Origin of the sequence: Paracoccus sp. 08 (assembly GCF_024105395.1) — a bacterium.
Taxonomy (GTDB): Bacteria; Pseudomonadota; Alphaproteobacteria; order Rhodobacterales; family Rhodobacteraceae; genus Paracoccus; species Paracoccus marcusii.
This window is the reverse complement of sequence record NZ_WEKR01000005.1, coordinates 72,486-94,457: the sequence shown is the minus strand read 5'-3', so window position 1 is coordinate 94,457 and position 21,972 is coordinate 72,486. Positions and strand designations below refer to the sequence as shown.

Genomic DNA, 21,972 nt, shown 5'->3' with positions numbered 1-21,972 from the left:
AATCTTGCTCGGCAGCCACGAAACCGACGGCTCGGGTCACCCCGCGCAGCACGACAGCTTCGCGACATCCTTGTCGAAGGTCTGCGCGGCGAGCTTCAGGCCCTCGACCGTGGTGAGATAGGGGAAGATCGTCTCGCCGAGCGCCTTTGTCGTCATGCCGAACTTCAACGCCAGGACAAGCGTCTGGACACTGTCGGCGCCCTCCGGCGCCATGATCACGCCGCCCAGCAGGCGGTCGGTCGCCCGGTCCGCGACCAGCTTGATCAGGCCGCGCGTGTCGCGGGCGGCGAGCGCGCGGGGTACGTTGTCGAGGGTCAGCACGCTGGTCTTGACGTCATGACCCGCCGCGCGCGCCTGCGCCTCGGTCAGGCCGACGCCGGCGACCTGCGGATCGGTGAACACCACCCAGGGCATCGCGGCGTTGTCGTAGCGCTCGGCCCCGCCCAGCACGGCGTTGCGGGACGCGAGCTTGGCGCCATAGGCGGCCATGTAGACGAACTGGTCCCGGTCCGTCACATCGCCCGCCGCATAGATGCCGGGGCGTGTCGTGGCCATGTCGTCGCCAACCTTGATCGCGCCGCGTCGATCGGTCTCGATGCCCATTTCGGCCAGACCCAGCCCTTCGGTGTTGGGCGCGCGCCCGGTGGTCAGGACAAGGTGATCCGCGGTCAGATCGCGTACGTTGCCGTCAACCGTTACCGTCAGAACGGCGCGGTCGCCGTCGCGCCGCGCGGCGTCATAGGTCACGCCGTCGAGGATCGTGAGACCTTCGGCACGCAAGACCTCGGCGAGTGCCCTAGAGACCTCCGGCTCTGCCCGCGGCAGCAGGCGCGAGCGGCAGACGATGGTGACGCGTGTGCTCATCCGCGCCATCATTTGCGCGAGTTCCACGCCGATATAGCCGCCGCCGAGGAGAATCAGGCTCTCGGGCAGCCGCTCCAGCTCCAGGAGCGACGTGCTGTCGAGCGTCGGGACGTCCAGGATACCGGGGATGTCGGGCACGGCGGGCCGCCCGCCGGTGGCGACGATGACTTTGGGGGCTGTGATCTTGCGCCCGCCGATTTCGACGCCGCCTTCGACCAGACGTGCCGGACCCTCGTCGAGATAAGTCACGCCATCGTAGCCCGGCAGCAGGTCGGCATATTTCTTCTGGCGCAGCGTCGAGACGAGATCGTCCTTGGCCGCGACCAGCGCCGCCCAGTCGGCGACCTGCGCCTCGCCCCTGAGGCCCGGGAACCGATGCGCCGACTGCGCGCCGTGGACAGCCTCGGCGGCACGGATCATCGTCTTGGACGGCACGCAGCCCACGTTCACGCAGGTCCCGCCGATGGTGCCATGACCGATCAGGGCAATCCGCTTGCCTCCTTCGGCGGCGGTGATCGCGGCCGAGAACCCGGCCGAGCCGGCACCGATCACGGCAAGGTCGAAATCGTCTTTCGGGGCGCAGTCGTCTTTCATGGGGTCATCCGTCCGTTCGAGTGTTCAGTCGCCGCTGCCGCCGTCAGACAGCCTAGACCTGTAAAAGGCGCCCAACAGGCACCCGCTGCGAGCCATCCCTTTCGGGCCGGGCGATCCGCGGTCGGGCTGTCCGTTCGGTCGTCTGCAAGCTCCCCGTCGCGTACCTCTCGTCTGCTATTGATGAGAGGTGTAAGGTCTGTAGCAACTACAGGCTCAAGGGGAAACTGGCCGATGACCGATCACGAGAGCGAGAGCGGCCTTACACGCGGAGACCTAGCTCGGACGACCGACTGCAACATCGAGACGATTCGCTATTACGAGAAGACTGGCCTGCTGCCCGACCCGCCCAGGACGGGCGCAGGCTACCGCATCTACTCCTCTGTGCATGCCACGCGCCTGCGCTTCATCCTGCGCGCGCGCGAACTCGGGTTCTCGATGGAGGACATCCGCGGATTCATGGGGCTCGAAGACGGTGCCGCGCCAACTTGCGCAGAGGTCAAGGAGCGGACCGAGCGCCACCTTGCCGATGTCCGCGCGAGGATCGCGGATCTCAGGCGCATCGAAATCGTCCTCACCGAGACCGCATCCAAGTGTTCGGGCGCCGAGGTTCCGGACTGTCCGGTGCTCGACGCAATTTCCAGGTCCGCCAATCCATGACCCCTCGCGAAACCATCCTCGCCGCGCTGCACACGCGGCTCTCGGCGCTGCCTGCCACCGCCCTGCGCGGAGAGGTGCTGCCCGAGCGCGTACCGACCAATGGCTTGCTGATCCTGCGCGATGGCGAGCCGGGAGAGCCCGAAGTGACGCTGTCGCCGCTCGCCTACCACTATCAGCACCGCGCCGAGATCGAGGCGGTCGTGCAGGGCACCGACCGTGACGCTGACTTCGACACGCTGATCGCCAGCATCGGGGCTGCGCTCTCGATCGACCGCACACTCGGCGGCCTCTGCGACTGGGTCGAGGCGGAAGCGCCGCGCCCGGTCGATCTGCCGGTCGAGGGCGCGGCCAGCCTGAAGGCTGCCGTCATCCCGGTGGTGCTGCATTATTCCACGGCCGACCAGCTGGCCTGACCCAACCGATCATAGGAGACGAACATGGCACGAGCCCAGGGGGCGCGGGCGCTGATGGCGCTTGCGTTCGAGACCACCTATGGAACGCCGCCCGCCAGCGGCTTCACCCGCATGCCCTTCGCCAGCACCTCGCTCGGCGCGGAGCAGCCGCTGCTGAACTCGGAACTGCTCGGCTACGGACGCGATCCGCTGGCGCCGATCAAGGACGCGGTGACGGCCGACGGCGATGTCGTGTTGCCGCTCGACGCAGAGGCCTTCGGCTTCTGGCTGAAGGCGGCCTTCGGCACGCCGACGACCACCGGCGCGGAAGCCCCATACAGCCACGAGTTCCAGTCGGGGTCCTGGACGCTGCCCTCGATGTCGATCGAGACGGGCATGCCCGAGGTGCCGCGCTACGCGATGTATTCGGGCTGCGTCCTCGACCAGATCACCTGGCAGATGCAGCGCTCGGGGTTGCTGACCGCGACGGCGCGGCTGGTCGCGCAGGGCGAGACGGTGGGCACGACCACCAGCGCGGGAACTCCTGCCGCGCTCGAACTGAAACGCTTTGGGCATTTCAACGGCGCGATGACCCGGAATGGCTCCCCGCTTGGCAATGTGGTCTCGGCCGACATCACCTACGCGAACAACCTCGACCGGATCGAGACCATCCGGAACGACGGTCGCATCGACGGCGCGGACCCGTCCATCGCGGCACTGACCGGCTCCATTGAGGTGCGCTTCGCCGACAGCACGCTGGTGACGCAGGCCATCAACGGCGAGGCCTGCGAACTCGAGTTCGGTTATTCGCTACCCTCCGGAGAGAGTTTCACCTTCACCGTGCACGCCGTCTACCTGCCGCGCCCGCGCATCGAGATCTCGGGGCCGCAGGGCGTTCAGGCCACCTTCGACTGGCAGGCGGCGCGCGACAGCGTCGTTGGCCGGATGTGCACCGCAACCCTGATCAATGACATTGAGGTGTACTGATGCTCACGCTCGACCTGACCAACGCGCCCCGCTGGCACGACCTTGCCCCGGGCGTGCGGGTGCAGCTGCGCCCGCTGACCACCGCCCTGATGGTCGCGACCCGGAGCGATCCGGCCGTCGAGGCCATGCCGGACAATGCCTCCGACGAGGAACGCGCCGTCGCCTTCGCCAAGGCGCTGGCGCGGCGGGCGGTGCTCGCCTGGGAGGGCATCGGCAACGCCGACAGCAAGCCTATCGACCCGAGCCCGGAGGCCATCGACGCGCTGCTCGACATCTGGCCGATCTTCGAGGCGTTCCAGCTGACCTACGTCTCGAAGGGCCTGCTTCTGGAGCAGGAAAAAAACGCCTCCGCGCCCTCGCCGAATGGTCCTTCGGCGGGGGCGAGCGCTACTGCGAAGCCTGCGCGCAAACCTGCCCGGACTGCCCGACGCGGCTGAACCGTCCGGAAACGCCGGAGGGTTGGCAGGTCTGGGACCTGGTCGGCCGTCTCGGCGGCCAGCTGCGTGTGCTGCCCGGCGCTGTGATCGGCTGGGACATGTCGGCGGCGCTGGCGCTCGGTGACGCGCTCGGCGTGCCGCCGCTCGCCATGGCCGAACTGCTGCCCGTCCTCGAAGCGGTGATGGTCGGCAAGCTCAACGAACAGATGGATCACTCCCATGGCGGAAAAACGAGTTAGCGTCCGCCTCGCGGCCGTGGGCGGACGGCAGGTGCGCGCCGAACTGGAGGGTGTCGGCGAGGCCGGATCGCGTGGCTTCGGGCGGCTCAGCCGCGAGATGGAGGCGGCGAACGCCCGGCTCGCGGCTTTCTCACGGCGGGTGCGTGTGGCCGCCGCTGCCGCAGTTGCCCCCGCGACCGCCGCTGGCGTGGCGATGATCCGGTCCGGCCTGCAGACGGTGGATGCGCAGGCCAAGCTCGCCCAGTCGCTCGGCACTACCGTCGCCTCGATCCAGACGCTGGAGCGCGCGGGCGAGCTGGCGGGCGTGTCGATGTCCGGCATCGAACAGGCCACGAAGGATCTGACGCGCCGTCTCAGCCAGGCGGCCGCCGGGACAGGCCCCGCCGCCGATGCGCTGGACCGGCTGGGGCTCTCGGCCAACGAACTGATCGCGCTGCCGCTGGACCAGCGGGTCGGAGCGATCAACGCAGCCATCGAAAGCTTCGTGCCTGCCGCCGAGCGCGCGGCAGTTGCGGGCCAGCTCTTCGGCGAGGAAGGCTCCATCGCCATGTCGCGGATCGACACCGCAACGCTGCGCCAGGCGACCGAGGACGTCCTCGCCTTCGGTGTTGTCGTCTCCGAGCAGGATGCCGACCAGATCGAGCGGACGAACGATGCGATCTCGCGGCTCGGGCTGATCTGGCGCGGGCTGTCGAACCAGCTGGCGGTCGCCGCAGCGCCGGCGTTGGAAGCCGTCGCCAACGCCATGGCGGCGGTCGCCAGTCGCACGGGCCCGCTCGGCATCGCGATCCGGGGGCTCTTCGACAATATCGGCCGCCTGACCACCTACGCCGCGACCTTCGCGGCCTTCCTCGCGGGCCGCTGGGTGGCTGGCATGGCCGCTGCGGCGCTCTCCGTCCGTGGCCTCGCCACGGCGCTGGTCGTCCTGCGCGGGGCGCTCATCCGCACCGGCATCGGGGCGCTGATCGTCGGCGCGGGCGAGCTCGTCTACCAGTTCACCCGTCTCGTCTCCGGTGCGGGCGGTTTCGGCGAGGCCATGTCGCTCCTGAAGGACCTCGCCGTCGAGGTCTGGGAGCGGATCAGGATGGGAGCTGCCGCGGCGGGCGCAGCCGCCACTGCGATGTTCTTCGATCTGAAGGCCGACGCCGCCTCGGGCATGCAGAGCGCCATCGAGAGCGTCGTCGGTTTCGGCAACACGGCGGCGAATACGTTCGAAGGCGCCTACGAGGCGATCAAGGCGATCTGGGGTCTGCTGCCCGCCGCCATCGGCGATCTCGCGTTCCAGGCGGCGAACAGCCTCGTCGACGGCGTCGAGGCGATGCTGAACGGCGTGGTCTCGCGCATCAACGGCTTCATCGGCGGCATCAACCAGGGGCTCGAAGCGCTCGGGTCGGACCGCCGCATCGCGGTGATCCCCGATCTCGACCTTGGGCAGATCGAGAACCGCTTCGAGGGTGCTGCGACAGCCGCGACCACCGCGGCGCAGGCGGCCTTCGACCGGGCCTTCGAGGACAATCCGCTGACCGCGCCCGATCTCGGCCTGACCGAGGCGGCGAACCGGGCGCTCGAGTCCGCGAACCTCTACCGTGGCGCGGCCCGCGATCTGGCCGAGAGCGCCCGCGCCCCTCTGGAAAGTTGGCAGGCGTTGCGCGATGCCGTGCGCGGCACCGACGAGGCGAGCGCGGATGCCCTGACCGAGGCCACAGGCGCGGCCGAGCGGCTGGAGACGGCGCTTGGTGAAGCCGGACGCGCTGCGACAGGTGCGGGCGCAGCCGCCGGAGCTGCTGCCGCTGCGGCAGAGCCCGCGACCGATGCAGCCGTCACCGGCTGGCAGGCGGTCACGGCGGCGCTATCGGACTACGCCAGCAATGCGCGCGAGATCGGTGGCGATATCGGCCAGAGCCTCGTCGGGGCTTTCCAGTCGGCGGAGAACGCGGTCGGCGATTTCGTGAAGACCGGCAAGCTCGACTTCCGCGACATGGTCACGTCGATGATCGCCGACCTCGCCCAGCTCGCGGCGCGGCGGTTCATCCTCGGGCCGATCGCCAATGCGCTCTCGGGCGTGTTCTCAGGGGCGGGCGGTATCTTCGCCAACGTCCTGCATGCGGGCGGGATGGTCGGATCGGCCGGACCCTCGCGGATGGTCCCGGCCATGGCCTTCGCAGCTGCCCCGCGAATGCATTCAGGCGGCATGGCGGGGATACGCCGTGACGAGGTGCCCGCGATCCTGCAACGCGGTGAGCGCGTGCTGTCCCGACGTGAGGCGCAGAGCTACGGCACTGGTGGCGGGGTCAACGTCACCATTATGGCGCGTGACGCCGAGAGCTTCAGGCAGTCCCGCACGCAGGTCGCGGCCGACATCGCCCGCGCCGTGTCGCTCGGGCGGAGGGGCATGTGATGGCGTTCCACGAGGTCCGGTTTCCCGACAACATAAGTCGCGGTGCCCGCGGCGGGCCGGAACGGCGCACGCAGATCGTCGAGCTCGCCTCGGGCGACGAGGAGCGCAACGCCAGCTGGGCGAACAGCCGCCGCCGCTACGATGTCGCCTATGGCATCCGCCGCGCCGACGATCTGGCGGCGGTCGTCGCCTTCTTCGAGGCGCGCAACGGTCGGCTCCACGGTTTCCGCTTCAAGGACTGGGGCGACCACAAGTCCTGCCTGCCCTCGGGCACGCCATCGCCGACCGATCAGGCCATCGGCACCGGCGACGGCGCGACGGCCGCTTTCCAGCTGGTGAAGCGCTACGCCTCCGGTGCGCAATCCTGGACGCGGGCCATTGCCAAGCCGGTGACCGGAACCGTGCGCATCGCGCTCGCCGGGGTCGAGCAGCCCTCCGGATGGTCGGTCGACACCGCCACCGGCGTCGTCACCTTCAGCATCGCGCCGGGCGCTGGCGCCGCCATCACCGCGGGCTTCGAGTTCGACGTGCCGGTCCGCTTCGACACCGACGTGCTCGACGTGACGCTCGACCTCGAGCGGCTCGGCTCGATCACCTCCATTCCGCTTCTGGAGATCCGGCGATGAACGACACCGGCAGCTTCATTGCGGCCGTGCTGCGCGAGCTCGCAGCCTCGACCGCCGTGATCCTCGCCGCCTGGGGCGCGCTCGGCGGCGCCACGAACGCACTGACCACGAAGATGCGGCTGCGCGATGCGCTGCGGCACATCCTGCTCGGAGGGCTGATCGCGGCCGGGATGGGGAGCCTCTCCATGGCCGTGATCACCGCCTGGCTGGGCCTTCCGTCCGAGGCGATCCCTGCGGGCGGAGCGGCGGGCTCGGCGGCGTATCTCGTCGGGGTCTTCGGGCCGGCCTTCATCGAGATGCTGCTCGCCCGGCTACGCCGCGCCAAGCAGGGCGACGGCGATGAATGAACTTCTCCGCCTCGCGCGCTCCCTCCGTTGCGATCCGGGCGATCCACTGCAGGCTTTCGCCCATCGCCTGCGCATCGGCCTTGCCGTCGCGGCGCTGATTCTGGTCCTCTCGCTTCTCCGGTAATCCCATGCACATGACCGACCGGGGCCTGCTGGCCCTCGTCCGGCACGAAGGAATCGTGCCCGGGCCCTATCTCGATGTGAAACAGGTCTGGACCTTCGGCATCGGCCACACGGCCGCGGCCGGGCCGCCCAATCCGGCCACGATGCCGCGCGGCATGCCCGCCGATCTCGACGCCGGGATCCGCGAGGCGTTCCGGGTTTTTCGGGCCGACCTCGCGCGCTACGAGGCCGCCGTCCTGCGCGCCGTGAAGGTGCCATTGGCGCCGCACGAGTTCGATGCGCTGGTCAGCTTTCACTACAACACCGGGGGCATCGCGAAGGCCGCGCTGACCCGGCACCTCAATGCCGGCAATCGCGTTGCCGCCGCCGACGCGTTTCTCAACTGGCGGCGACCGGCCTCCATCGTCCCCCGCCGGGAGGCCGAGCGCGATCTGTTCCGGCATGGCCGCTATCCCGGCGGCACGATCCCGGTTTGGTCCGTGGACCGCATGGGCCGGGTGGACTTCTCGCGGCTGATCCGTCGCCTGACCGAGGATGAGGCTCTGGCCTTGGCTCGCGGGCCGTTGCCGACGCCGCCGGTCTTCGAGCCTGAACCCAACTCGCCGACCGGCTGGCTCGCCCGGCTGGCCGCCTTCTTCTCCACCCTGATCCAGAGGGCCTGACCCATGCGCTACGTTCGCCCCACCTCGCTCACCTGGTGGGCGGGACTGCTCGCCATGCTCACCGGCATCGCCTCCCTCGTGCTGCCCGCCACCGGGCCGCTCGGCGAGGTCTCACGCTTGGTCGCGCTCCTCGCCGGCTCGGGCGATGCCTCGCCCGCAGGGCTCATGTTCCTCGGCCTTGGCCTGATCGGCCTGCGCGACCGGATCGAGCGCGGGTTCCGCGGCGATGCTTGAGTTCTTCGCAGGTGTGTTCGTGGGCGGCTTTCTCGGCGTCTTCGTCGTCGCCCTCTGCGTCGCCGCAGCCCGCGGGGAGCGGGACGATGGCTGATCTCCTGATCTGGCTGGTCGCGGCTCTGGGCGCGGTCGGAGGTGTCTTCCTCGGCCGAGTCTGGGGGCGCGTGGAAGGCGAGCGTGCTGGCAAACGGGAGGCTGAACGCGATGCCATGGAAGACAAGAACAAGCGCGTCGAGCGCGGGCGCGACGCAGTTCGTAACGGCCGCGGCGCTGGCGATCCTGCTGACCGGCTGCGCCGCAACGATGGGCGCTGGTGATGCGGGCTGCGCCTCCTACGCCGAGGCGCGGCTCGTCCGGCCGCCTGCCAACACGGTCGCCGCCGTTCCGCCGCACTGGGCGAACTGGATCGCCGATCTCGACGACCGCATGACGGGAACCTGCCGATGAAATCCCTCTCGCCCGCGCTGCAGGCCCATCTCGACGAGGGCACGACGACGCTCGCCTGGTGCTGGCGGATCGCCCGCGCGGACGGCGTCACCTTCGGTTTCACCGATCACGACCAGACGCTGAGCTTCGACGACACGGACTTCGAGCCCGAAAGCGGACTCACGGCCTCCGAGGTCCGCTCGGGCTCCGACCTCTCAGTCGATGCACAGGATGCCGAGGGCGTGCTGACCTCCGACCGGATCACCGAGACCGACATCCTGGACGGCCGCTGGGACAACGCGGCGGTCGAGGTCTGGCGGGTGAATTGGGCCGACACCGGCCAGCGCGTGCTGATGCGGCGCGGGGCCATCGGCCAGATTCGGCGCGGGCGGCTGGCCTTCGTCGCCGAGGTGCGATCGCTCGCGCATGTATTGGGCCAGACGGTCGGGCGGACGTTTCAGGCGACCTGCGATACCGCGCTCGGCGATGCGCGCTGTGGGGTCGATCTGGAGGATCCGACCTACAAGGGCACCGGTGCGGTGATCGACCTTCTGCGCGACCGCGCCTTCACCGCATCGGGGCTCGGCGGGTTCGAGCTCGGCTGGTTCACCTTCGGGATCATCGAATGGACCAGCGGCACGAATGCGGGGCGTCGCGCGGAAGTGCTGGGCCATGACGTGACGGACGGCATCGCGGTGCTGACGCTGCTCGAAGCGCCGGTGCGCGCGATCGCCGAGGGCGACGGCTTCACCATCCGCGCGGGCTGCGACAAGCGCATCGAGACCTGCGGGGCCAAGTTCGCCAATACCGCCAACTTCCGCGGCTTCCCGCACATCCCGGGCCAGGACGCCGTTCTCCGCTACGCCACCAAGGATGGCGGGCACGAAGGGTCCGTGTTGTGACCTCCGCCGATCCCACCCGCGTCATCGCCATCGCGCGCTCCTGGCTCGGCACGCCGTACCACGACCAGGCGAGCCTGCGCGGTGTCGGCTGCGATTGCCTCGGGCTCGCCCGGGGCGTCTGGCGCGAGGTTGTGGGTCCAGAGCCGTTCCCGATCCCGGCCTACAGTCGCGACTGGGGCGAGACCGGCCCGCGCGAGGTGCTGGCCGAGGGTGCGCGCGCCATGATGATCGAGATGCCGCTCGCCGAGGCGTGTCCGGGCGCGCTGGTCCTCTTCCGCATGAGGCCCCGCGCCATCGCCAAGCATGTCGGGATCCTGACCGGGCCCGACAGCTTCCTCCACGCCTACGAGCGGCTCGGCGTGATCGAGGAACCGCTCACCCCATCCTGGCGGCGGCGCATCGCCTTCGCCTTCCTGTTTCCGCAACGCTGAGACCCCCGACATGGCCACCCTTGTTCTCGGCGCGGCCGGCGCCGCAATTGGCGGCAGCATCGGCGGTGCGATCCTCGGCGTCAGCGCCGCCACCATCGGCGGCTTCATCGGCTCCAGCATCGGCTCGGTCGTCGACAGCTGGATCATCTCGTCGCTGGCGCCGACGCAGCGCATCGAGGGCGCGCGGCTCGATAGTCTCCGGATCACCTCGGCCACAGAAGGCGCGGTGATCCCGCGGCTCTACGGCCGGATGCGCATGGGCGGCAACATCATCTGGGCGACGGATTTCCGCGAGGAGACCAAGACCACCACGCAGGGCGGCGGCAAGGGCGGCGGGGGCGGCAAGGTCAAGACGACCGAGTATCTGTACTACGCATCCTTCGCCGTGGCGCTCTGCGAGGGCCCGATCACCGGCATCGGGCGCATCTGGGCCGACGGCAAGCCGATGGACCTCTCCGGCGTCACCTGGCGCTGGTATCCGGGCGACGAGACGCAGACCGCCGACCCGTTCATCGCGGCGAAGATGGGTGCGGCGAACMCCCCCGCCTATCGCGGCACCGCCTATGTGGTCTTCGAGGAGCTGGCGCTCTCGACCTACGGCAACCGCCTGCCGCAGCTCTCTTTCGAGGTGTTCCGGCCGCTGGCCGATCCCGACACCGCCGAAGGGCTGACCCGCGCCGTCACCATGATCCCGGCCTCGGGCGAGTTCACCTATGCCACGCAGGCGATCCGCAAGACTGATGGCGGCGCGACGGTGCCCGAGAACCTGAACGCGTTGGCCGACTCCACCGACATGGTGGAGGCGCTGGACAGGTTGCAGGCGATGGCGCCGAAGGTGGAGAGCGTCAGCCTCGTGGTGGCGTGGTTCGGCGACGACCTGCGCGCGGGATCGTGCAAGGTCCGGCCGGGCGTCGAGGTGTCGGCCAAATCCACCACGCCGGCCAGCTGGTCGGTCAATGGCGTCAGCCGCGCCAACGCCTTCCTCGTCAGCCGCGACGATCAGGACCGCCCGGTCTATGGCGGCACGCCGTCCGACTTCGCCGTGGTGCAGGCGATCCAGGAGATGAAGGCGCGCGGGCTGCGCGTCACCTTCTATCCGTTCATCCTGATGGACGTGCCGCCCGGCAACACGCTGCCGAGCCCGTACTCCGACAACGCCGCCGCGACCGGCCAGCCCGCTTTCCCCTGGCGGGGGCGGATCACCTGTTCGCCTGCAGCGGGGTTCGCAGGGACCGTGGACAAGTCCGCGACGGCCGCAAGCCAGGTCGCGGCCATGTTCGGTGCAGCCACGCCCTCCAGCTTCAGCGTTTCGGGTCAGTCGGTTTCGTGGACCGGAACGCCCGGCGACTGGGGCCTGCGCCGCATGGTGCTGCACTATGCCCATCTCTGTGCGGCGGCAGGCGGGGTGGACGCCTTCCTCATCGGCACCGAGATGCCGGGGCTGACCACCATCCGCTCGGGCGCGTCCACGTATCCGGCGGTGCAAGCCTATCGGGACCTCCTTGCGGATGTGCGGTCGATCCTCGGGCCCGGGACCAGGATCGGCTACGCGGCCGACTGGAGCGAGTATTTCGGGCACCAGCCGGGCGATGGTTCGGGCGACGTGTTCTTCCACCTCGATCCGCTCTGGGCCGATCCGGAGATCGATTTCGTCGGGATCGACAACTACATGCCGCTGTCGGATTGGCGCGACGGGTTCGAGCATGCGGACGCGGCAGAGGGCTGGCCCGCGAGCTACGACCGGGCCTACCTGCAGGGGAACATCGCGGGCGGGGAAGGCTTCGACTGGTTCTACGCCAGCGCCGCCGATCGAAGCGCGCAGGTCCGCTCGCCGATCACGGACGGCGCGGCGGCCAAGCCGTGGGTCTTCCGCTACAAGGATCTGCGCGCCTGGTGGTCGAACGCGCATTACGACCGCCCGGGCGGGGTGGAGAGCGCGACGCCGACGGCGTGGGCGCCGCGGTCGAAGCCGATCTGGTTCACCGAGCTCGGCTGCCCGGCCATCGACCGGGGCACCAACCAGCCAAACGTCTTCTTCGACCCGAAGTCGTCCGAGAGCTTCACGCCGCATTTCTCGCGGGGCTGGCGGGACGACGCGATCCAGCGCGCCTATCTCGAGGCCACGTATCTCTGGTGGGGCGTCCCGACGAACAACCCGGTGTCCTCGGTCTACGGCGGCCGGATGGTGCACGTCCCCGAATGCGCCGCCTGGACCTGGGACGCGCGGCCTTACCCGTTCTTCCCGGCGCTGACCGATGTCTGGACGGATGGCGCGAACTGGCGGCTCGGGCACTGGCTGACCGGACGGCTCGGGGCGGTCTCGCTCGCGGCTCTTGTCCGCCACCTCTGCCTGCGCGCGGGCCTGCCCGAGACCCGGATCGACGTCACTGGCCTCTGGGGCGCTGTCGAGGGCTACGCCATCGGCGCACTCGAAAGCCCGCGCGCCTCGATCACCACGCTGTCGCGACACTTCGGCTTCGACGCCGTCGAGACCGAGGGGGTGATCCGGTTCGTCATGCGCGGTCGGGCGTCCGTCGCCACCCTCGGGCCCGACGATCTGGTGGCCGCCCGCGAGGGCGATGTGCTGGAACTGACGCGCGGCCAGGAGACCGAACTGCCGCAGGCGCTGAAATGGCAGGTCGCCCGCGCTGACGAGGATTACGAGGCCGCGCAGGTCGAGGCACGGCGCATCACCGTGGACACGACCCGGATCGCCTCCGAGTCCTTCCCGATGGCGGTGCCGCCTGAGGAGGCCGAACGCCGCTGCCGCCGCGCGCTCATGGAAGCGTGGGTGGGGCGCGAGACGGCGGCGTTCCGTCTGCCGCCCTCGCGCCTCGCGCTCGACCCCGCCGACGCGATCCGGCTGGAGCATGACGCGCGGCTGGTCGATCTGCGGCTCGTCTCCATCGCCGACGCCGAGGCGCGCGGCATCGAGGCGGTCCGCCAGGATCGCGCGACCTACGATCTGCCGCCCGGCAATCCCCGCGCGGCGTCGCTGACGCGGGCCGTCGTGTTCGGCGCACCGGATGCGGTGCTGCTTGACCTGCCGCAGCTCACCGAAGACCAGCCCGCACATCGACCCTTCGCGGCCGCGCACGCGGTTCCCTGGCCGGGCGAGATGGCGGTCTTCCGTAGCCCGTCGACGGACGGCTTCGAACTGCTGACCACCTTCGGCAGTCGCGCACGGATCGGTGCGCTGGTCTCGGACTTCTTCGCGGGCCCCACCTCGCGCTTCGACCTCGGCAATGCGCTGGTGGTCGATCTGCTGACCGGGACGCTGGAAAGCGTCACCGACCTGACGCTGTTCGGCGGTTCCAACGCGCTGGCCATCGAGAGCGCGCCCGGCGTCTGGGAGATCGTGCAGGCGGGCACGGCCGAGCTGCTCGCGCCCGGCCGGTATCGGCTGACCCGGCTCCTTCGCGGCCAGCGCGGGACCGAAGGCGCCATGAGCAACCCGGCGCCTGCTGGCGCACGGGTGGTTGTACTGGACGACAGTCTCGCGTCGCTGCCCATCGCCGAGGCCGATCTCGGCATCCCATGGAACTGGCGCATCGGCCCGGCGAGCCGTCCGGTCAGCGACGAGACCTATGTCGCGAAGGCATTCACGCCGGTGGGCGTGGGGCTTCGGCCGTTCTCCGTCGCCCATGTCGAGCAGCCGTGGCGCAAGCCGCGCACGCCCGGCGACCTGACGATCCGCTGGACGCGACGATCCCGCGCGCTCGCCGCCGACAGTTGGGGCGGGCTGGAGGTGCCGCTCGGCGAGGAACTGGAAGCCTACGAGGTGGAAATCCTCGACGGTCCTACTGTGAAGCGGGTGCTGAGCACGACCACGACCAGCTCGCTCTACACCGCCGCCCAGCAAACCGCAGACTGGGGCGGGCCGCTCGGGACCGGCGACACGCTCGACATCCGCATCTCCCAGCTCTCCGCCCTCGTGGGTCGGGGCGCGCAGAAAACCGTCACGCTGACACTCTGAAGGCCATCCCATGTCCGACGCCACGACCCATCTCCTGCTGCCCTACATTCTGGCGGCGCAGGCCCAGAAGCACGTCACCCACAACGAGGCGCTGCGGATCCTCGACGGGCTCGTCCAGCTTTCCGTCCTCGACCGGGATCTGACAGCGCCGCCCGGAAGCCCCGCCGATGGCGATCGCTACATCGTCGGCTCGGGCGCGACGGGCGACTGGGCCGGCTGGGACCTCAACGTCGCGCTCTGGACCGATGGCGCCTGGCTGCGCCTGCCGCCGCGCACCGGCTGGCGGGCGTGGGTCGAGGGCGAGGGTTTGCTGCTGGTCTACGACGGCGCGGGCTGGGTCGGGACTACGCCCGCGGCGTTGCAGAACATGGCGCTGCTCGGGCTGGGGACGACGGCCGATGCCTCGAACCCGTTCTCGGCCAAGCTCAACGCCGCGCTCTGGACGGCGAAAACGGTGGCCGAGGGCGGCACCGGCGATCTGTTCTACACCATGAACAAGGAGGCGGCCGGGGACGATCTCGGGCTGACCCTGCAGACCGGCTTCGTGACCAAGGCGCTGGTGGGGCTGTTCGGTTCCGACCGCTTCCGCCTCGCAGTCTCGGCCGACGGCAGCACGTTCTTCGACGGGCTCAGCGTGGACAACGCCACCGGCATCGTCGACCAGCCCCGGCTGCCGCGGTTCAAGGCGTACACCAACTACGACAACTATGTCGGCGTCGGCACCTGGACGAAGATCGGTCTGAACAACACCGACTACAACGACCAGGGGGTCTTCGACGCCACGAACAACCACTTCGTCGCCCCCGTGGACGGCACCTACCTCTTCGGCGCGACGCTCCTCTACAAGATCAACGCCAGCGCCACGGCCCGCATGCGCGGGCGGCTGGTCCTGAACGGCACGACCGAAATCCGCGGCTCCCTCGGCGAAATCTCCGCCACCCACGTCTCGCTCGCCACCGCGATCTGGCTGCAGACCATGGTGCCGCTCACCGCGGGCGATACCGTCGAGCTGCAGGGGTACTTCCGGGTCGCGGATGGCTATTTCGCGGCCGATCACACGTCCTTCTGGGGCGCGAAGATCGGCTGAGGGAGGCACGCCATGGCACTCCAACGATCCGAGGACGGCTTCGTCCGCCTGGCGGAACAGGACGCAAGGGTTCAACAGAGCAGTGATCGCTCTTGGCCCATGGCAATGCCGGCTAGTTGCATCCGCTTTGAGCCCATCGTGGACTTATCTTAACTCACTGATTTTCCACTGGACTATGCGATTCAGTCACGCCTGTTGTGCATGTGACTGCGGCAAGGACTTCCCACCATGACCCCGAAGCATCCTGACATCAAAGTCGCGCTGACAGGACACGACGGCAACGCTTTTACCGTTCTTGGCCGATGCTGTCAGGCGGCACGGGAGGCCGGCCTCTCCGAGAACGAGATTGCCGCATTCATGGCGGAGGCGACGTCGGGCGACTACGATCACCTCCTCCAGACCGCGATGCGCTGGTTCGAAGTCGCGTGAAGGTAAGCGGCTTCCTCTGGCGCTTCGACAGGGCTAACTGTTTTTTCTCTTGCTTGCGAGCGCGGGTAGGAGTCAGGCAGCGTCGACCGCGTCAAGGAGAACGTAGAGGCAGCCAACGTCAGATCGAGTGCCGAGCGGCTCGAAACTGATGACATGACAACGGGTCTTCCGTAGTTACGAGTAATAAAGAGAAATTTGGAGTCCCTGCATGAAGGCCGCTGAAACCCGCGTAGACCGATTTCTGGCCAGCAGCGAGACGGCGTTCGCCATCCCCGTCTACCAGCGGAACTACGATTGGACGCGGGTTCAGTGCCAGCAGCTGTTCAATGATATTCTCACCGTCGGTGCAGATGAGAACCTCTCGGGTCACTTCATCGGCAGCATCGTGTATGTGCATGACGATGTTTACACCGTCTCAGGGCTTCGTGAGCTGACAATCATCGACGGGCAGCAGCGGCTGACCACGCTGACCCTGATCTTCATCGCCCTGTATCGTCATGCCATCGCCGCCGGACGGGAGCAGCAGGCCCAGCGTATCTATAAGACGTTCCTGATCAACGAGTTCGCCGAAGATGCCGAGAAGCTGAAATTGAAGCCAACGGACAACAACAAGGTCGCACTCGCTCAGATCATGGATCCGAAGGAAGCCGTGAAGGTCAGTGGATACTCGCGGCTGGTTGAGAACTTTCGCTTCTTCGAGAGCCACATCGACGAAGCCAATTTCGACATCGTGCAAAAGGGGCTGACGAAGCTGATCTTCGTCGACATCGCGCTGGAGCGCGGCAAGGATAACCCGCAGCGCATCTTCGAGAGCCTGAACTCGACAGGTCTGGAACTTTCCCAGGCCGACCTTATCCGTAACTACATCCTGATGGGATTGCCGAGGAAGGAGCAGGAGCGGGTTTTTCGCAAGTTCTGGGAGCCGATTGAGGCCAATGCGCGGAACTTGGACGTCAACGACAGCCGAGTTTCGGACTTCATCCGTGACTTCCTGACGCTGAAACAGAAAGACATCCCAAACAAAGGGGCTGTCTACGAGAAGTTCAAGGAACGCTATCCCCTTCCGAACTCACCGGACCTGATGGAAGCGCTGGATGAGCTGCGCGAGCTCTCTAACGTCTATGCGCGGCTCCTGAACCCGCCGCTCGAGAAAGACACGGTGATCAGCCGCGAATTGAACTATATCCGGACGCTGGAAATCAACGTCGCGTATCCGTTCCTGATGCCCGTCTACCGAGACTTCGTGGCCGGGGTCATCTCGCGAGATGAGTTCGCCTCGGTCCTGCGCCTGGTGCAAAGCTACGTTTGGCGCCGATTCATCCTAGGTCTGCCAACGAATGCGCTGAACAAGATCTTCATGAGCCTGTACGACCGTGTCGACCACGGGGACTACCTCGGCTCGATCGAGCGATCCCTGATGCAGCGGAGCGGCTCCCAACGATTCCCGCGTGATGCTGAAGTCCTTGCGATGCTGAAGGACAAGGACTTGTACAGCACCAAGAGCCGCACCCGCACCTATTTCTTCGACCGGCTCGAGAACCACAACAACCGCGAGCCCGTGGATGTCACGATGCCGGGCATCACGGTCGAGCACATCTTCCCGCAGAACCCGGAGTCCGGCTGGCGCAGTGCGCTCGCCCCGGATGAGTATGCCCTGCTGGGCGAGAAGTACCTGAACACGGTGGGGAACCTCACCTTGTCCGGAAACAATGGGCGTCTCGGGAACAAGACCTTCCTCGACAAGAGGGACATGAACGAGAACGGGGGCGAGCAGGGGTATCGGTTCAGTCGCCTCTGGCTGAACCGCGACCTGCAGGGCCTTGAGCGGTGGGGAGTGGAGCAGGTCGAGGCGCGCGCCGAACGGATCGCCCAGCGCTTCCTGGAGGTCTGGCCAGCACCTAGCGTTGGCGTTGCGGCCGATGCCGACACCGACGAAGTTAACATCTTCGACGCCGAGGAGCCGCGCCACAAGCGGCTTGAGTACGCCGTGTTCTTCGGCAGCCGCTTGGAGGTGACCCAGGTTGCAAGGCTGTATGCCGAGGTGTTCGAGCAGCTTCTTGTGCTCCAGCCCGAGGCATTCCATGGCACGAGGCTGGGCGAGCGCGTTCAGCTGACCTCAGATCCCGGGTTTCTGCGGCAGGCCATTCAGGTTGCGGACGGACACTTCATCGAGGGGAACATAGACAATAAGGGCAAGTTCGACAGGCTGAAGCTGGCGCTTTCAGAGCTTGGTCTCGAGGAAGAACTCTTCGTCAAATACGCCTAGCCCCGACCGTTCAGCCTCTAACCAGCTTGGGCGTCAAGCGCCTGTTGGTCATGAAGCTGCGGCGATAAGGTCTGCTGCGTCGTCGGCATCCTCGGCGGCGTAGACGGCGGACTCGAAATCGGCCCAGGCCTGCCCCCGGGCGTTCGCGGCGTCCTCTCGTTTCTGTTGAGCCGCAGCCTGCCCTGCGAACAACTTGTCAATCATGTCCTGTTGTTCGGGAACTGTCGGAAGCGGCAGCGGGAAGCCTCCAACCTCCTTGCTGTTGATCGAGGCAAGGTTCGTGGTGCGCTTGGCCTTGGACCGGAAATAGGCCTGGCCGTAGCTGGAGTTGATCACCGACAGCACGAACTCAGGCAGCGCCTTGGTCTGATCGAGACGCACACGCAGCACGTGGTTCTGGTGAACGCAATCAGGGATTTCATCACGCCAGATGGCACCGCGCCCGACCAGATCGGGGCTGTTGCCCTCGCAGAGCAGCACGTCTCCGTATTCCAGCCGATACTTTGGCATGTCCTCATCGGGGACGCTGATCATCTTGATTTTGTTCAGCTCCAGTCGCCACCGCTGGACGTTGACCACCGCAAGGTAGGGCCGTGCATGGGACGTCGGCCGGTTCGCCGGAGACTTCTGAAGCCCGTAGCTCACCTTTCCGACGCTTGCCAATGGCGTGGCGGCATACTTGGGTGCAGGATCCTCGATATGCAGAACGGAGCGAAGGATGCCGTCATGGCTCCAGCGCTCGATGTCCTTGAAGTTCGCTACGAAAACCGGGCGGTCCGGTAGTGGCGGCGGCGGGACAATGCCTAGCGCAGCCTCGAACGCCTCGGCGGCCTTTGCCTCAGCCTCGGCGGCCTCCTGCTCCAGCGACGCAGCCTTGTCTAGCGCCGCGCGCCAGGCGGCGACGATTGCCTGTTGCTCGGGGAGTGGCGGCAGCGGGATGCGCAGGTCCTGGAACGCCTCGGGCGTGATGCGCTTGCGGCCGCTGGTGCCGCTGGCCTTGCGTCGCAGGGCTTCGATGAAACCGCCGGTGCGCAGAACCAGCTTCACGAACTCGCCGTCCAACCGCGCGGGGTCGGCGGTGAACACCGGGAATTCCGGCGTGACGACCGCCTTCCCGATCTCGGCGGGCAGCATGCCGATGGCGCCGCTGCGCGCATCGATCTTCGAAAAGACAATGTCGCCCGGATATGCCGCGAACATGCTGCCCTTGTAAGGGGCGGTCCTGTCGCGCGCGGAAATCTCGCCGGTCAGGTGTACCGTGATCGGCGTCCAGTCGCCGAAGCTGTCGGTGACGACCACCGCCTCGCGTCGCTGGGTCATCAGCTCGCGCAGCGGTGTCGGCGGGAAGTGCGAGTGCTGGTGCTCGACGTCTTCGGCGGTGATCCAGGGCTCAAGAGCCCTCCACTGACGGATCAGGCAGCGGAGGGCAGGAGAAAACCCGGCGTGTCCTCGGGATTGGCTCCTGCCTCGACCCATCCCTCGAAGGCGCGATAGGCTTCCAGCAGCGCGGGCAACTCGTTCGGCACGCTGTCCCCGGTGTCGCCGGTCGAGGTGATGCCCACCGATTTCGGCGCGGCGACGAAGACGGGATAATCGAATTCCTCGCGCACCGTTGCCCAGAGGGCGGCGTCATGTGCCGCGTCGATGGCGCGGAGCCCAGCAGTCAGTTCGCGCCAGAATGCGTCAGACCGCTTCTGCGTATCCGCATCGAAGGCCGCCATGTAGTCGCGCTTGAGCTTGGTCGCTTCCTTAGCGTTGCTCGCCGTGCCGTTCCATTTCGGCTTGCCGATCTTCGTCGACCCGATGCCGCGCGGATAGTCGGGCTCGGGCCCTGCTGTCCATGCCGGGGTGGAGCGCTCGACACCCAGCTTTGCGAGTTCGGTGAGGATGTACTCCACGTTGGAGTCCTCGGCGGTGACGACCCTGCGGCCGAGATCACCGCAGAGGGTGTCGCGCTGCGCGTTGAAGGTGGCATCTTGGTCGGCGTGCGCCTTGGCCCACGCGGCCTCCCATGCCGTCTCGTCTGCCTCGGTGAACCGTCGCAGGAACACGAGCGACGCCTTCACTGTGGCCTTGGCCGAGCTGAACGTTTCCTCGGGCAGGCTGACCACACCAAGGATGCGCGCCTTGCCCTCGCACCAGCGGCGCAGCCATGTCAGCGACGGATTGTTGAGGTTGCCGTCGGGCAGGACGATGCCCATCCGCCCGCCCGGCTTCAGCAGGTTCAGGCAGCGTTCGACAAACACGATCTCGGTGGCGCGGTTGTTTTTTCCCTTCCCGATCTCAAACAGATCTAGAATCTTGGTCTTCGATTTCTCTGCGGCAAGCATCCGGTCGTGGTTGGCTTCCCATTCGTCGCCGTATCTTTTGCGGCACCGCGCGCGGTAGGCGGGGTCGTCGCGGACGCTGGTCTCCTCGCTTCCTCCGACCTGTTGGTCGCGGCCGACATTCGCGCCGAAGGGTGGATTGGTGATCAGAATGTCGAACCGCTCAGGGAAGATGCCGTTTATGTCGATGAGCCCATCGTGGTAGTGAATCCCACCGTGGCCATCACCGTGCATGATCATGTTCATCTTGGCAGTGCGTGCTGCACGAGGTTCCGCATCGCAGCCGAAGACGCAGTTCCAGGCGAGCCGGCCCACTCGGGTGTTGATGGGCGAATTGTCGTCGCCCGAGGGGAGGAGCTCATGGTTGAGACGGGCAAACGCCTCGTCGATCAGTTTCTCTTCTTCCTCAGGGTCGAGCCCGCGCGCCTCAATTTCGGCACGTGCACTATCCTTCTGGCGCTGGATGTCGGCGGAAACGGCGTCGCGCACATGTTCGAACGCTCGAATAAGGAAGCCCCCCGAACCGGCGGCCGGATCGCAGATCAACTCGTCCTCTTGCGGGTCGAGCAGGCTGACCATGAATTCGACAACCGGGCGCGGTGTGAAGAACTGCCCCAGTTCCCCCCGGAAAGTGTTTCCAAGGAACTTCTCGAAGGCAAGCCCCTTGATGTCGTCACCGGTTTTTGACAAATCGAAGCGCTCAAGTTTCTTCACGATCCTCTGGAAAGTCGCCTCTGATATTTCAAGCCTGTCGCCTGCGGCAAAAAGGTCGTCACTTCTGTAGTATTCTTTGGTTTCTTCAAAGAGTTCCTCGTGGAGGGCCCCCGTAGACTTTGTCCGGTATTTCTTCCGGCCCTCGATAAAATCGGTCGTGAAGGTGCCGTGGCTTCCTGAACGTTCGATGTACATCTTTACAAAGAGAATCTTCGAGATCGTGTCGAATGCACGTCCGGGGTCCATTTTGTGGACGTCCCGAAGAATGTTGTGGCAATCGAGAAGTAGATCCTGAAACTCTTTCCTATTGAATGCCCGAAGCTTGTTCTTGATCTCTTCGATGCGTTTTGCGTCACCCCAATCGGATGCCTTGGCGATCTCGTTGATCTGGACGAAGTCCCCCGGAAGGCCTGGGACCAACTTAAAAATTGCCGTGAAACGATTGTTGTGAGCAATGAAGAACTCGCAGCCAACGGCGCGAGTGTAGCTCTCACCCTGATAGTAGTCCCTGATGTTGATATCGACGTTCTCAGCCTTGCACTCGATCACGAGGACGGGTGTCTTGTTGTCAGCCTTGGCTTCGGGAGTTTCCCATATGACGACATCAGCCCGCGGGCTTTTGTGCCCGTGCATCGTGCGTCTTTCCTGATCCATCTGAGCGAGAGAATAGGCATATCCGTCACAAAGGTGACGAATGAACTTCTGTCTCACCAACTCTTCTGGTTTCGAGGAAACATCCCGCCACTCACTTCGCAGCGGGATCCAGAGCCAATCACCCTCCCGGTGCAGTTCGTCAGCTTCGTCGGGCCAAGGCGTCGCTGGGGCCGATTTCGGCTTCTTCGTTCCGGCCATGG

General features: G+C 66.9%; 21 protein-coding genes. 18 read left to right on the top strand and 3 right to left on the bottom strand.

Annotation, left to right across the window (positions count from 1 at the left end; all coding sequences use genetic code 11):
* Nucleotides 1-36: 36 nt before the first annotated feature.
* On the bottom strand, nucleotides 37-1,458 hold the full coding sequence (merA, locus tag GBO37_RS02600; RefSeq protein ID WP_165054030.1) for a mercury(II) reductase: 1,422 nt from the start codon (nucleotides 1,456-1,458) through the stop codon (nucleotides 37-39).
* A 231-nt stretch (nucleotides 1,459-1,689) separates the two neighbouring features.
* On the opposite strand from merA, the gene GBO37_RS02595 reads away from it, so the two are divergent.
* The 18 genes from GBO37_RS02595 to GBO37_RS02510 all read left to right on the top strand — a co-directional run bounded on the left by GBO37_RS02595 (nucleotide 1,690) and on the right by GBO37_RS02510 (nucleotide 18,077).
* On the top strand, nucleotides 1,690-2,115 hold the full coding sequence (locus GBO37_RS02595; RefSeq protein ID WP_165054027.1) for a helix-turn-helix domain-containing protein: 426 nt from the start codon (nucleotides 1,690-1,692) through the stop codon (nucleotides 2,113-2,115).
* A complete protein-coding gene (locus GBO37_RS02590) occupies nucleotides 2,112-2,528 on the top strand; it encodes an acyl-CoA transferase (protein WP_252926953.1) in 417 nt (138 codons plus the stop codon). The genes GBO37_RS02595 and GBO37_RS02590 overlap by 4 nt, the downstream gene beginning before the upstream one ends.
* 24 nt (nucleotides 2,529-2,552) lie before the next feature.
* On the top strand, nucleotides 2,553-3,494 hold the full coding sequence (locus GBO37_RS02585; protein WP_197644520.1) for a phage tail tube protein: 942 nt from the start codon (nucleotides 2,553-2,555) through the stop codon (nucleotides 3,492-3,494).
* A complete protein-coding gene (locus tag GBO37_RS02580; protein WP_197644516.1) occupies nucleotides 3,494-3,931 on the top strand; it encodes a hypothetical protein in 438 nt (145 codons plus the stop codon). Before GBO37_RS02585 ends, GBO37_RS02580 begins: the two co-directional genes overlap by 1 nt.
* A gap of 98 nt (nucleotides 3,932-4,029) precedes the next feature.
* Nucleotides 4,030-4,170, top strand: coding sequence for a hypothetical protein (locus tag GBO37_RS02575; RefSeq protein WP_252926951.1), 141 nt, complete (start codon nucleotides 4,030-4,032; stop codon nucleotides 4,168-4,170).
* On the top strand, nucleotides 4,151-6,568 hold the full coding sequence (locus GBO37_RS02570; protein ID WP_252926948.1) for a phage tail tape measure C-terminal domain-containing protein: 2,418 nt from the start codon (nucleotides 4,151-4,153) through the stop codon (nucleotides 6,566-6,568). Before GBO37_RS02575 ends, GBO37_RS02570 begins: the two co-directional genes overlap by 20 nt.
* Entirely contained in the window at nucleotides 6,568-7,194 is a 627-nt protein-coding gene (locus tag GBO37_RS02565) for a DUF2460 domain-containing protein (protein ID WP_252926945.1), read from the top strand. Before GBO37_RS02570 ends, GBO37_RS02565 begins: the two co-directional genes overlap by 1 nt.
* A complete protein-coding gene (locus GBO37_RS02560) occupies nucleotides 7,191-7,541 on the top strand; it encodes a hypothetical protein (RefSeq protein ID WP_252926943.1) in 351 nt (116 codons plus the stop codon). Before GBO37_RS02565 ends, GBO37_RS02560 begins: the two co-directional genes overlap by 4 nt.
* A 128-nt stretch (nucleotides 7,542-7,669) precedes the next feature.
* Complete coding sequence (locus GBO37_RS02555) at nucleotides 7,670-8,326, top strand: lysozyme (RefSeq protein WP_252926942.1); 657 nt, start codon at nucleotides 7,670-7,672, stop codon at nucleotides 8,324-8,326.
* A gap of 3 nt (nucleotides 8,327-8,329) precedes the next feature.
* A complete protein-coding gene (locus GBO37_RS02550; protein ID WP_252926941.1) occupies nucleotides 8,330-8,560 on the top strand; it encodes a hypothetical protein in 231 nt (76 codons plus the stop codon).
* Nucleotides 8,553-8,654, top strand: a complete 102-nt coding sequence (locus GBO37_RS02545; protein WP_252926940.1) for a DUF3789 domain-containing protein — start codon at nucleotides 8,553-8,555, stop codon at nucleotides 8,652-8,654. The genes GBO37_RS02550 and GBO37_RS02545 overlap by 8 nt, the downstream gene beginning before the upstream one ends.
* Nucleotides 8,647-8,877 (top strand): hypothetical protein, encoded by a 231-nt coding sequence (locus GBO37_RS02540; RefSeq protein ID WP_252926938.1) that lies wholly within the window; start codon nucleotides 8,647-8,649, stop codon nucleotides 8,875-8,877. The genes GBO37_RS02545 and GBO37_RS02540 overlap by 8 nt, the downstream gene beginning before the upstream one ends.
* Before the next feature lie 126 nt (nucleotides 8,878-9,003).
* Nucleotides 9,004-9,888, top strand: a complete 885-nt coding sequence (locus GBO37_RS02535) for a DUF2163 domain-containing protein (protein ID WP_252926936.1) — start codon at nucleotides 9,004-9,006, stop codon at nucleotides 9,886-9,888.
* Nucleotides 9,885-10,319 (top strand): NlpC/P60 family protein, encoded by a 435-nt coding sequence (locus GBO37_RS02530; protein ID WP_252926934.1) that lies wholly within the window; start codon nucleotides 9,885-9,887, stop codon nucleotides 10,317-10,319. The genes GBO37_RS02535 and GBO37_RS02530 overlap by 4 nt, the downstream gene beginning before the upstream one ends.
* 10 nt (nucleotides 10,320-10,329) lie before the next feature.
* Nucleotides 10,330-14,295, top strand: coding sequence for a glycoside hydrolase TIM-barrel-like domain-containing protein (locus GBO37_RS02525; protein ID WP_252926932.1), 3,966 nt, complete (start codon nucleotides 10,330-10,332; stop codon nucleotides 14,293-14,295).
* Between the two features lie 10 nt (nucleotides 14,296-14,305).
* Entirely contained in the window at nucleotides 14,306-15,382 is a 1,077-nt protein-coding gene (locus tag GBO37_RS02520; RefSeq protein ID WP_252926930.1) for a DUF2793 domain-containing protein, read from the top strand.
* A 228-nt stretch (nucleotides 15,383-15,610) separates the two neighbouring features.
* On the top strand, nucleotides 15,611-15,811 hold the full coding sequence (locus tag GBO37_RS02515; RefSeq protein ID WP_252926927.1) for a hypothetical protein: 201 nt from the start codon (nucleotides 15,611-15,613) through the stop codon (nucleotides 15,809-15,811).
* Nucleotides 15,812-16,019: 208 nt separating this feature from the next.
* On the top strand, nucleotides 16,020-18,077 hold the full coding sequence (locus tag GBO37_RS02510) for a DUF262 domain-containing protein (protein WP_252926924.1): 2,058 nt from the start codon (nucleotides 16,020-16,022) through the stop codon (nucleotides 18,075-18,077).
* A 48-nt stretch (nucleotides 18,078-18,125) separates the two neighbouring features.
* Here the strand turns inward: GBO37_RS02510 and GBO37_RS02505 are convergent, their stop codons facing one another.
* Together GBO37_RS02505 and GBO37_RS02500 are read right to left on the bottom strand one after the other, a co-directional pair.
* A complete protein-coding gene (locus tag GBO37_RS02505) occupies nucleotides 18,126-19,397 on the bottom strand; it encodes a restriction endonuclease subunit S (protein ID WP_252926921.1) in 1,272 nt (423 codons plus the stop codon).
* A gap of 92 nt (nucleotides 19,398-19,489) precedes the next feature.
* On the bottom strand, nucleotides 19,490-21,970 hold the full coding sequence (locus tag GBO37_RS02500) for an N-6 DNA methylase (RefSeq protein ID WP_252926918.1): 2,481 nt from the start codon (nucleotides 21,968-21,970) through the stop codon (nucleotides 19,490-19,492).
* Nucleotides 21,971-21,972: the final 2 nt, after the last annotated feature.